This is a genomic window from Shewanella sp. SW32, from assembly GCF_025653365.1.
GTDB classification, from domain to species: Bacteria; Pseudomonadota; Gammaproteobacteria; order Enterobacterales; family Shewanellaceae; genus Shewanella; species Shewanella oncorhynchi.
Map to the genome: position 1 here is coordinate 39,392 of NZ_JAKKSJ010000036.1, position 12,611 is coordinate 52,002.

6 protein-coding genes are annotated in these 12,611 nt (G+C 47.0%); 1 reads left to right on the forward strand and 5 read right to left on the reverse strand.

Annotated features, from left to right (window positions below; all coding sequences use genetic code 11):
• Positions 1-96: 96 nt before the first annotated feature.
• The 4 genes from katG to prfB form a co-directional block, all read right to left on the reverse strand.
• Entirely contained in the window at positions 97-2,262 is a 2,166-nt protein-coding gene (gene katG / locus L5M28_RS18930) for a catalase/peroxidase HPI (protein WP_263195880.1), read from the reverse strand.
• A 313-nt stretch (positions 2,263-2,575) separates the two neighbouring features.
• The gene (locus L5M28_RS18935; protein ID WP_105250058.1) at positions 2,576-4,048 is read right to left on the reverse strand and encodes a carbon starvation protein A; all 1,473 of its coding nucleotides are present in this window, start codon (positions 4,046-4,048) and stop codon (positions 2,576-2,578) included.
• A 706-nt stretch (positions 4,049-4,754) separates the two neighbouring features.
• A complete protein-coding gene (gene lysS, locus L5M28_RS18940; RefSeq protein WP_168824901.1) occupies positions 4,755-6,257 on the reverse strand; it encodes a lysine--tRNA ligase in 1,503 nt (500 codons plus the stop codon).
• A gap of 28 nt (positions 6,258-6,285) precedes the next feature.
• Positions 6,286-7,384 (reverse strand): peptide chain release factor 2 gene (gene prfB / locus L5M28_RS18945; RefSeq protein WP_168824900.1). Its coding sequence is split into 2 segments (ribosomal slippage): positions 6,286-7,308 and positions 7,310-7,384, totalling 1,098 coding nucleotides; the frame shifts between segments, so codons are not numbered across the junction.
• A gap of 561 nt (positions 7,385-7,945) precedes the next feature.
• On the opposite strand from prfB, the gene fdhF reads away from it, so the two are divergent.
• Entirely contained in the window at positions 7,946-12,211 is a 4,266-nt protein-coding gene (gene fdhF, locus L5M28_RS18950) for a formate dehydrogenase subunit alpha (protein ID WP_263204173.1), read from the forward strand.
• A 170-nt stretch (positions 12,212-12,381) separates the two neighbouring features.
• Here the strand turns inward: fdhF and L5M28_RS18955 are convergent.
• The coding region (locus L5M28_RS18955; protein ID WP_263196414.1) for a transposase at positions 12,382-12,611 on the reverse strand (230 nt) is incomplete at its 5' end.

Sequence of the window (12,611 nt, forward strand, 5' to 3'; positions counted from 1 at the left end):
TTTAACTGAAAATCCACTTAAACGCTCAGTCTGCATTAACCCCAGCTGCGCCTAAATTGGGCCAATCTACTACTAAAAAGACTAATAAATATAAGCTCAGCGAAGATCGAATCTATCTAAGTTCATCACCTTAGTCCAAGCGTCGATAAAATCATCGACAAATCGCAGCTGTGCATCACTACTCGCGTACACTTCTGCGAGTGCACGCAGCTGCGAATTAGAGCCAAAGATCAAATCAACACGACTTGCAGTCCACTTTTGCTGGCCACTGACGCGATCAACACCCACAAACATATCCTCCGCTTTAGAAGTGGGTTTCCACGTCGTCCCCATATCGAGCAAGTTAACAAAAAAGTCATTGGTCAAAAACTCAGGACGCGCAGTCAAGACACCTGTTTTTGACTGATCAGAGTTCGTATCTAACACCCGCAGACCGCCAATAAGCACTGTCATTTCCGGCGCAGTTAAGGTCAGCAATTGTGCCCTATCGACCAATAACTCCTCCGCCGAAACAGAAAACGGAGTGGGATGATAATTTCTAAAGCCATCTGCGACAGGTTCAAGTACCGCAAAAGATTCCACATCAGTTTGTGCTTGCGTGGCATCCATACGACCCGGCGTAAATGGAATCGTTACTTCAACCCCCGCATTTCTAGCCGCTTGGTCAATACCGACGCAGCCTGCTAGGACAATCAAGTCAGCAAGGGAGATTGTCTTACCTCCTTGATTGAACTCAGACTGAATACTCTCAAGCACTTTGAGCACCTTAGCGAGCTGCTCAGGCTGATTCACTGGCCAATCTTTTTGCGGCGCGAGTCGAATTCGAGCACCGTTCGCACCACCGCGCATATCAGAACCCCGGAAGGTCGATGCCGAGGCCCAAGCAGTGGCAACGACTTCTGAAATCGTTAATCCAGAACCAATAATCTTAAGTTTAAGATCAGTAACATCCTGCTCATTAACCAGAGGATGATCAACCGCAGGAATGGGGTCTTGCCAAAGAAACGTTTCTGCAGGCACTTCAGGACCCAAATAACGCGTGCATGGACCCATATCTCTGTGTGTCAGCTTGTACCAAGCTTTTGCAAATACATCGGCAAACTCATCGGGATTTTCAAAGAATCGACGTGATATTTTCTCGTAATCAGGATCGAAGATCAGTGCAAGGTCAGTGGTCAACATAGTCGGCACATGACGTTTTGAGGCGTCGTGCGCATCGGGGATCACCCATTTACCCGCGCCATTTTTAGGTATCCACTGATGGGCACCCGCAGGGCTCTTAGTCAGTTCCCATTCATATCCAAATAGATTTTCAAAAAAATTGTTACTCCATTGGGTTGGTGTTGAGGTCCAAGTCACTTCGAGGCCACTGGAAATAGTATCGCCACCTTTACCGCTTTTATAGCGACTCAACCAACCTAGCCCTTGCTGTTCAATACCTGCGGCTTCTGGCTCAGGTCCTACTAATGCTGCGTCACCTGCACCATGGGTTTTACCAAAAGTATGACCACCGGCAATCAAGGCTACGGTTTCTTCATCATTCATCGCCATGCGGGCAAAGGTTTCGCGGATATCTACGGCGGCAGCGAAAGGATCAGGGTCGCCATTGGGTCCCTCAGGGTTAACATAAATCAACCCCATTTGGACTGCGGCGAGGGGATCTTCAAGATCTCGCTCTCCCGAGTAACGCTTATCATCTAACCATTTATTTTCCGCACCCCAGTAAATATCAGCTTCGGGTTCCCAAATATCGACTCGCCCACCAGCAAAACCTAAGGTTTTGAATCCCATAGATTCCAGCGCGACATTCCCCGTAAGGATCATCAAATCGGCCCAAGAGATTTTATTGCCATATTTTTGTTTAATCGGCCAAAGGAGCCGGCGTGCTTTATCGAGGTTTACGTTATCAGGCCAGCTGTTTAACGGTGCAAAACGTTGATTACCGCTCCCCGCTCCGCCACGTCCATCACCGGTACGATAGGTGCCGGCACTGTGCCATGCCATACGAATAAATAGCGGCCCATAGTGGCCAAAATCTGCAGGCCACCAGTCCTGTGAATCCGTCATTAATGCGAGAAGATCTTGCTTTACAGCAGCTAAATTGAGGGATTTAAAGGCTTCAGCATAATTGAAGTCATCACCCAAAGGATTAGATAAGGAAGAGTGTTGGTGCAGAATATCGAGCCGGAGCTGTTTAGGCCACCAATCTCGATTCGAGGTGCCACCAGCAGAATGGTGCATAGGACATTTGTTCTCAGACATAACGTGCTCTCCTTCTGTTCGCAAAAAATATTCAAGTAAATAAAATCTAAATGACTTTTGCCGCAAGTTTGTACTGCTTAACGCTCTCTACCACAGACTAATCGTTTCAATAGAGAAACAAAAAACCAGTCTAACGACCTTACCTTACCTCTAGATGAAACGCGATGAATCAGCTCATTAAAAAATATTCAGCAAAAATTACCCTTTCTAAAATAAGCCATTAAAGGATAGTAGAATGATACCAATCATAAAAAATCAAGGGCTGCAAAATGCAGCCCTTGATTTTTATTGGGTAAAACTATGGGATAACTGACTATTTGACTTCTGCCACAGGTTTACGTCTATTGTGCGCAATGATCAGGGCAACTAAACAGATAACCCCGACAGCGATACCCACTGGCTGGCTCAAAGGTTGCGGTAAACCTAAGCCAATACCCGCAGTCATAATATAAGACACAGTAACGCTGGTGCCGCCAATTGCTGGTAAGCTAACAATCCAATGGAAGGTCCCACGATCGAACAAATACTTAGTCGCTAACCACAATACACTGGTTGATAGCAGCATATTTGAGAAAGCAAAGTAACGCCAAATCAAAGAGAAATCGATCTTCGTCATAAAGTACGCAATGGTCAGAATAGGCACAGCAACCAATAAACGATTACGCATACTTTGCGGAATATGGAAGGCATCGATAATCGTCAAACGCAGCGAACGAAATGCGGTATCACCAGAGGTGATAGGGAAGATAGCCACGGCCACAATCGCCATAATACCGCCCGCAACACCTAAATACGTAGTTGCCACTTGATTAACTACTAAACCTGGGCCACCTTGGTCGAGCAAACTCTTAAGCTCAACATAACCGCCAGGGAAAGCTGCAATACCCGCCGTTGCCCATACACAAGCAACGATACCTTCAGCAACCATAGCGCCATAATACACAGGGCGAACATACTTCTCATTCGTCAAGCAACGAGCCATGATGGGCGCTTGAGTTGAATGGAAACCGCTAATCGCACCACAGGTAATAGTCACAAATAACAGTGGCCAAACAGGTAGTCCATCTGGGTTTGGTTCGAGTAACTCGTTGTTGTAATGACTGTGGTCGAAATAGGCAAACACATCCCCCATTTCAGGTAACTGCGGCGCATTGATCATTAGAGCAACGGCGATAGAAACTGTCATGACTATCATCAACAAACCAAATGCGGGATATAATTTAGTGATGATTTTATCAATCGGCAACATAGTCGCTAAAAAGTAATAGACTAAAATCACTAACACCCAGAAGGTATTATTGCCAAAGATGGTGTCTTTAAAATAATCGAGATTACTCAGCAAACCTGCGGGGCTCATGATGAAGACCACGCCCACAAAAAACAGCAGCATAGCCGTAAACAGCAACATCACGCCTTTAAAGTAAATATTAAAGTAGTGGCCCGCAATCTCAGGCAGACTCTTACCGTCTTCTTTTATGCTGAGCACGCCAGAAAAATAATCATGTACTGCGCCGCCAATAATATTCCCCAGTACAATCCACACTAAGGCTATTGGGCCGTAAAGTGCACCGAGGATCGGGCCAAATATCGGCCCCACACCCGCGACATTGAGGAACTGGATCAGAAACGCTTTAGCCGGATGAACCGGAACGTAATCGACGCCATCTTCGAATCTCGCCTGTGGTGTTATCGCTTTAGGATCTATACCCGCTTGCCGCTCAACAAAGGGACTATAGAACTTGTATGCAAGCACTAAGAGTGCGATACAAATAAAGAAAATTAACATTATTTAATTATCCATACTTTAGTAGGAGGTGATTTAATGGAGAGTTTCATTGAGTTAGTGACTGAGGTCAAGCAACACACTATTAGACTAATGTCGGGTTGATTATCTGAAACAGCCGTACGAGTGGGTATAGATGAACAAACGCGTTTAAAAATAATCCCTATGAAGTATTTATGCACTCAGTAATACAACCAACTATTTTGATGTATCCCAATTGCCTCTTCTTGAACTCTTTGCCCTAGGTATTCCTGCAAACCATCGCTATCGAAAATGAAATGAACACAGACAATATCGCATGTGACTGGCGGCGAGATGCTAGCAGCATAGACGAGTGTTTCGTGACATCCCAATATACAACCCCAAGTTAAAGACACTATCTACACTCACAAGCTAAACCCGCAATCTACACTACGATCGATAGCCACAACCTAAAGCTAACATGCCACTTGATGATGCTCATCTAGCCCATTTTTAGGTTACTAATGGTTCGACTTTATCACTCATTATTTTTAGCTATTTTAGAAAACAAAAAACCAGCCAAATGGCTGGTTTTTTAGGGGGTATTTCATCGTAGCGATGCTCAGGTCATACCTAAATCAATCACTGTAAACTTAACCTATTGCGACTTACAAAAAGTCGAGTGGCTAAACTAATACAACAAAATGTACCAACGAAATGTACCAACGAAATACCTTGTTCGACTGCATTACGCCTGTGGGCGCATTGCAGGGAACAGGATCACGTCACGGATAGTATGAGTGTTAGTGAACAACATCACTAAACGGTCGATACCAATACCTTGACCTGCCGTGGGTGGCAAACCGTGTTCCAGTGCAGTGATATAGTCTGCATCGTAGAACATAGCTTCATCGTCACCTGCATCTTTCGCATCAACCTGTGCTTTAAAGCGGTTGTCTTGATCTTCAGCATCGTTCAGCTCGCTAAAGCCGTTAGCCACTTCGCGGCCACCGATGAAGAATTCGAAACGGTCAGTGATGAAATGGTTGTCATCATTACGACGTGCCAATGGTGAAATATCCGCTGGGTAGCCAGTGATGAACGTCGGTTGCATCAATTGCCATTCAGCAGTTTCACCGAAGATTTCTTCAAGCAGCTGACCACAAGTCCAGAACTTCTCAATCTTCATGCCTAAGCTTTTCGCCAAATCGCGCATGAATTCAACATCTTTCACTTGCTCATAGGTCATAGCTTGGATAGTCGCGTTATCAGGATTGTACTTCTGAATCGCTTCTAACATGCTTAAACGTGCGTATGGGCCGCCGAAATCAACTGTGTGCTCACCGTAGGGCATTTGCGCACTGCCAAGCAGTTCGATAGCAATCGAGCTGAGCATTTCTTCGGTAAGGTCCATCAGATCTTTGTAGTCAGCATAAGCCATATAGAATTCCATCATAGTGAATTCTGGGTTATGACGTGGCGACAGACCTTCGTTACGGAAGTTACGGTTGATTTCGAACACACGCTCAAAACCACCGACCACTAAACGCTTCAGATATAATTCTGGCGCGATACGCAGATACATTGGCATGTCTAAGGCGTTGTGATGGGTGATAAAAGGACGCGCCGAAGCACCACCAGGGATCACGTGCATCATAGGGGTTTCAACTTCCATGAACTCTTTTTTGATCATGAAGTTACGAATTGCAGAAACCACTTTAGAACGCATGATGAAGGCATTGCGCGAATCTTCGTTAACGATGAGATCCACGTAACGTTGACGGTAACGCATTTCTTGATCGGCTAGACCATAATAATCCGCAGGCAATGGACGCAGTGCCTTGGTCAGTAGCTCGTACTGTTCCATGTTGACGTATAAGTCGCCTTTGCCAGACAAATGCAGTTGGCCGGTTACGCCTATGATGTCACCGATATCCAGACCTTGAAAACGCTCTTTCAAATCAGCTTGTACGCTTTTTTCAGCGTAAGCTTGAATACGGCCAGACACGTCTTGGATCACTAAGAAAGGACCACGTTTTGCCATGATGCGGCCAGCAATGCTGGTCTTAAAACCTAAGGCTTCGAGTTCTTCTTTAGTGCTTTGACCATACTGTGCTTGCAGTTCAGCCGCTTTATGGGTGCGACGGAAGGTATTTGGATGGGCATTAGCACTACAGTTTGGGCGGATGCTTTCTAGCTTGGCACGGCGCTCGGCGATCAGTTTGTTCTCATCAATTACTTGTTCAGTCATCTTATTTCTCGTCTATACCTTGAATTAATTACAGCCCAGATTTCAAACTGGCTTCGATAAACTTATCCAGATCGCCATCGAGTACCGCTTGAGTATTGCGGGTTTCAACGCCTGTGCGTAAGTCTTTAATGCGGGCATCGTCTAATACATAAGAGCGAATTTGACTGCCCCAGCCGATATCAGACTTAGCGTCTTCTGCGGCCTGCTTGTCGGCATTTTGCTTGAGCATTTCTAACTCAAACAGTTTTGCTTTCAGCTGCTTCATCGCAGCATCTTTATTTTTATGCTGTGAACGGTCGTTCTGGCACTGCACAACGGTATTCGTCGGTAAGTGGGTAATACGAATCGCCGATTCCGTTTTGTTAACGTGCTGACCACCCGCGCCCGATGCGCGATAAGTGTCAATACGTAGATCCGATGGGTTGATATCAATCGTGATATCGTCATCGATTTCTGGATAAACGAACACAGAGCAGAATGACGTATGACGACGACCCGATGAATCGAATGGCGACTTACGAACTAAACGGTGCACGCCAGTCTCAGTGCGTAACCAACCGAACGCATATTCGCCAGTAAACTTAATGGTCGCACCTTTAATACCGGCCACGTCACCATCGGTCACTTCCATCAACTCAGGGCTAAAGCCATGGGCTTCGCCCCAACGTAGGTACATACGCAGCACCATGTTGGCCCAATCTTGGGCTTCGGTACCACCACTACCAGACTGAATGTCTAAATAACAGTTTGACGCATCTTGCGGGCCGGAGAACATACGACGGAATTCAAGATCGGCAAGGCGGCTTTCGAGATAATCCAGCTCTTTACTGGTTTCATTGAAGGTATCTTCGTCTTCCTCTTCAATAGCCAGCTCGAGTAAGCCTTCAACATCTTCAAGACCTGAGTCCATATCGTCTATGGTTTTGACCACAGCTTCTAGGCTGGCGCGCTCTTTGCCTAAGGCTTGGGCGCGCTCTGGGTCGTTCCACACTTCTGAACTTTCAAGCTCACGGGTAACTTCTTCTAGACGCTCATTTTTGGCATCGTAGTCAAAGATACCCCCTAAGAAGCTCCGTGCGCTCGGCAAGCTCCTTAATTTTGAATTTTACTGGATTAACTTCAAACATGAGTTTTCAACTTTCTTTATTTGGCCGCTTTAATTGATCTTCCACTAAAAGGGGCGATGATTAACAGTATTTGCAACCGCGCATTTTAACCTAACCAGACTGGTAAACCTAGGGGTGCACTGTTCATTAAATGGGATAACAAGGATTATTTTCCAAGCTAAAAGACCACAGCACTAAAGCCGAGACTAACAAAAAGCAATGAGTTAAGACTGTGATCTTACTTAAATTTAGCCAAGAATTTAGCCAAGAATTTAGCCAAGATGATGCTATGCGCGAGGCCAATGGCTGACACACAAGCGCTCTCCTGCCTAAAAAATCCCCATAATATCAAAGGAAACACAACTAAAAAGGCCTGATAACACCAACCCCATCACGACTAAATTAGAACAAACATTCACCAGCGCACAGTCTGGGCGTGTTTGTGATTCAAGCTGCAATTTTGCAGCAAACTTCACTCGCCCATAAGCGTCTTCTAAAGCTGTCTAGGTATACTCGAAACAACCTAAGCCTGCAGCCCCGCGCTATAGCAGCTAAGCACCCTACATATAAAAAGGCCATGGGATGATAGAACTTCGAATTGATGACCAAGTGTTGTCGGTTAATCCGACCGATAACCTACTGCAAGTGGCGCATGCTGCTGGCATAGCAATACCCAGCTTATGTGATCCCAGCGCAGCCTCGCAGCAATTAGGCATTCACGAATATGCAGACAAGCAAGCCTGCAATTTGTGTGTCGTCCAGATTGAGAATTCCGACGCCAGTTTGCGCTGCGTACGCGCCTGTGAAACGTCCGCCACAGTCGGCATGCGAGTCATAACTCAGTCTGAATTCTTAAGTCAAAAACGCAAACAAGCGCTGACTGAGATCTTGAGCGATCATTTTGCTGATTGCGAAGCCCCCTGCCAACAAGCATGCCCCGCGGGCGTCGATGTGCAGAGTTACCTGTATCACATAGCCCAAGGCAACCATACTGAAGCCGTTAAAGTCATTAAACAAACCTTGCCACTGCCGCTATCTATTGGCCGAGTTTGCCCCGCTTTTTGTGAGGCACAATGTCGCCGTGGGCTAGTCGATGAGCCCATCGCTATTCGTCAATTAAAACGCCACGCCGCTGATCTCGATCTCGCCGATGGCGAAAAGGGCGGCACGAGTTATGTGCCGCCACGCCAAACCGACACGGGCAAAAAAGTTGCCATTATCGGTGCGGGTCCAGCTGGGTTAAGTGCCGGATATTACTTATCAAACCAAGGCCATAGCGTAGAGGTATTCGAATCTATGCCACAGGCGGGTGGTTGGCTACGTTATGGTATTCCTGAGTATCGTTTACCTAAGGCGATACTCGATAAAGAAATCGAACTCTTGTGCCATAACGGGGTAACCATACACACAGAAACACGTCTCGGTCACGAGATACATTTAAATCAATTAGTTGAAGATTTTGATGCCGTCTGTCTCGCCATTGGCGCCCAAAAAGCTGTGCCTATGGATTATCCCGGCAGCACACTCGCGGGTTGCTACTTAGGTGTCGATTACTTAAAAGATCATTGTCTCGAAAAGACACTTGTTTTAGGTAAGAAAGTCGCGGTCATTGGTGGTGGCAATACCGCTATTGATTGCGCCCGCACAGCGGTGCGTGAAGGTTGCGATGTCACCCTAATTTACCGTCGCACCCGCGCCGAAATGCCCGCCGAAGCTTACGAGGTACATGAGGCCGAAGTCGAAGGGGTGAAGTTTCATTTTTTAACCAATCCGCTTGAAAACCATAGCGATGTGCAAGGTAGAGTCCATGCAGTCACCTTCGCTAAGATGGCACTCGGCGAAGCCGATGCCTCTGGCAGACGCGCTCCCGTTGATACTGGTGAAACCTTTACTCAAGATTTCGACACTGTGATAGCCGCAGTATCACAAACTCCCGATATGAGTTTTATGCAAGATCCCGCGAGCCACTTAAGCAATGGTGAACTCGCTCTCAGCCGCTGGAATACCTTTATTGGCTGCGAGCACACTATGTCGTCCGGGGTTGAAAAACTCTTTGTGGTGGGGGATGCACGCCGAGGCCCTGCTACCGCAGTCGCCGCGATAGGCGACGGCAATAAAGCCGCAATTGCCATAGATAAATTGCTCAAACAAGGCCTAAGTTGCGAGCTGCATGCCACTGAATTTAATTCATCAAAAGCAGTCGGTAACACAATAAAACAAGGCTTGCCAACTACCGAACTCTACCCCTCTGTCGCACGTAAAGCCCGTTTAACCATGCCCGAATTGAACGCGGTGCAACGTTTACTCAATTACGGCGAAGTCGAGCTAGGCTTTGCTCCCGATGCCGCCATGCAAGAAGCTGCTCGCTGCCTCGAATGCGCCTGCCAAGCCAATACGGATTGTAAATTAAGGGACTATGCGACCGACTACCATGTCGAACCTAAGTCACTCAGCACTCAAAGCGTGCGTAAGTTTTCGGTCGATAAATCGAGTCCGTTCATTCAATTTGATGCAAATCGTTGTATTAGCTGCGGTAAGTGCGTTGATGTGTGCCAGTTGCAGAGTGGCCATTGTGCGATTCAATTTGCCCATGATTCCTATCAAGCGCTGCCGCAAGATATAAGTGAAACCGCCACGCGCCGCGCACCGAGAGTCGGCTTTAGCGCTAGCATGGCCGACAGCAAATGTGTGCAATGCGGCAACTGTGTGCAGGTTTGCCCAACGGGTGCACTCGTCGATGCGCGGGATAAACGCCAAGGCGATGAAACGCCACTCAAAACCACATCAACGATTTGTACCTATTGCGGCGTAGGCTGTCGGCTTGACCTTAAAATCGATACCAGCACGAATCAGATCCGTCATATCGAGGGCAATGAAGAGTCTGTGGTAAACCAAGGCATGTTGTGTGTGAAAGGCCGGTTTGGTTTCGATTTTATTCACAGTGAAAAACGCCTCACCACGCCACTCATTCGTAAAAATGGCCAGCTCACGCCAAGTAGTTGGCCTGAAGCCATCGCCTATGTGGCCGAACATTTACAGCAAATAAAACAGCAACATGGCAGCAATGCACTGGCAAGCTTGGCCTCGGCAAAAGCCACCAATGAAGAAAACTTCCTGCTGCAAAAATTTGTCAGAAGCATACTCGGCACCAATAACATCGACCATTGCGCCCGTCTGTGCCATTCATCCACAGTCACAGGGCTACAGCAAAGTATCGGCAGTGGTGCCATGACCAATGACATTCCGAGCATTCAAGCATCGGATGTGATTTTTATCATAGGCTCAGACACCAGCAGTGCTCACCCGATCATCGCCTCGAAAATTAAGCAAGCCGTGGCTTTACATGGCGCGAGACTAATGGTGGCCGACCCTAAACGTGTCGCCATTGCCGACAGTGCACAGCTTTATGTCGCCCACAGACCCGGCACAGACGTCATGCTACTCAATGCGATTATGGCGGAAATCATCCGTAATGACTGGCAGGATAAAAGCTACATTGCCGCACGCACCGAAGGCGTGGATGCTCTCTATGCTGAACTCAAAAAAGTAGATTACAGCCTAGAAAATGCAGCCTTGATAACAGGCGTTAAAGCCGAAGATATCGCCCGCATCGCCCAAACCATAGGAACGGCCGACAAAACCGCAGTCTACTATGCCATGGGCATTACCCAGCACACGACGGGACACGACAATGTCACCGCCATATCTAATCTACAACTTCTATGCGGCAATATTGGAGTTGAAGGAGCGGGGATTAATCCACTGCGGGGACAAAGTAATGTGCAAGGTGCCTGTGACATGGGCGCACTGCCTAACTTCTTCAGTGGTTACCAAAAAGTCACCGACATTCATGCCAGAATGCGTTTCGAGGCACATTGGCAAACGCCGTTATCGGGAGAAATTGGCGTGACCGCAACCCATATGATGCATGATATTTCCAAAGGGAAAATCAAGGCTTTATATGTAATGGGCGAAAACCCCGTATTAAGCGACCCAGATCAAGCCCATGTGCTTAGGGCGCTTAATGCAATCGACTTTTTAGTGGTGCAGGATATCTTTCTCACCGAAACCGCCGAGCTTGCCGACGTGGTTCTGCCCGCCGCAGCCTTTGTCGAAAAACGCGGTCATTTCACTAATACTGAACGACGAGTGCAGCGACTCGAACAAGCCCTGCAACCGCCAGGTGAAGCCCTGCCAGATTGGCAAATTGTCCAAGCCATTGCCAATGCGATGGGCGCCGCTTGGGATTACCCTAATGAAGAAGCGATTTGGCAGGAAATCAATGAGCTGACACCACAATATCGCGGCATTACTTGGCAACGATTAAGCATTGGAGTTGACGGTAAAATTTCCCAAGGCATTCAATGGCCTTGCCCAGATGAAGCTCATCCAGGTACTCCCATTATGCACCAAGGCCAATTCACCCGCGGCTTAGGTAAGTTCACGCCAGTGAGTTATCGCTTACCCGCAGAAATGCCCTGCAGTGAGTACCCGCTCACCCTCTCGACCGGACGTTTACTGGAACAGTTCCACACTGGCACCCTAACCCGTAAAACGGCTGGACTCGACTTACTCGGCTCGCCTAAGGTAATGATTTCAGTCTATGACGCCGAGCAACTCGGCATAGGCAATGGCGATAAAATAAAACTTACTACCCGTCGTGGTGAAATTGAAATCGACGCTTTTGTGACGAAAAGAGCCCAAGCTGGCGTGCTATTCCTGCCCTTCCACTTTGTGGAAGCTGCGGCGAATAAACTTACCATCAATGCGCTCGATCCTGTCGCTTTTATCCCAGAATATAAGGTCTGCTCGGTAAGGGTTGAGCGGGTTGCCGAGAAAATTGATTAGAATGAACTGACTAGGCTGGATTGACTAAAGTAAATGAATTAAGTGCTCTTCAAAAAGATAAATAAGCCAAATAAAACGGGAGACCTTAAGTCTCCCGTTTTTTTATTTAGATTGATGTAATTAAATCCTAAACTGTCCCACTAATTTACCTAAGTTAACCTGAGATCGGTTTAACAAGCCATAACTGTAATAGCATTAAACTCTGCGTTAGTGAGGTTCAGTTGTGGCTTATTGTCTTTCAATTGATAGGCGATGAGTCCGGCAATCATATTTAGCATAAAACCATGCACGCTGCGGTGTCTAGAGTGTTCTATTTGAGAGATATTTTTTAACTGGTCGTTGATGGTTTCTATGATGAAACGTCTCGACAGCATCGCTCTATCCCACAACAACATTGCCT

Bases quoted from the DNA above. Each gene is read 5' to 3' on its own strand.
- L5M28_RS18935 (WP_105250058.1), bottom strand. From the start codon at position 4,048: ATGTTAATTTTCTTTATTTGTATCGCACTCTTAGTGCTTGCATACAAG.
- lysS (WP_168824901.1), bottom strand. From the start codon at position 6,257: ATGACTGAACAAGTAATTGATGAGAACAAACTGATCGCCGAGCGCCGT.
- katG (WP_263195880.1), bottom strand. From the start codon at position 2,262: ATGTCTGAGAACAAATGTCCTATGCACCATTCTGCTGGTGGCACCTCG.
- fdhF (WP_263204173.1), top strand. From the start codon at position 7,946: ATGATAGAACTTCGAATTGATGACCAAGTGTTGTCGGTTAATCCGACC.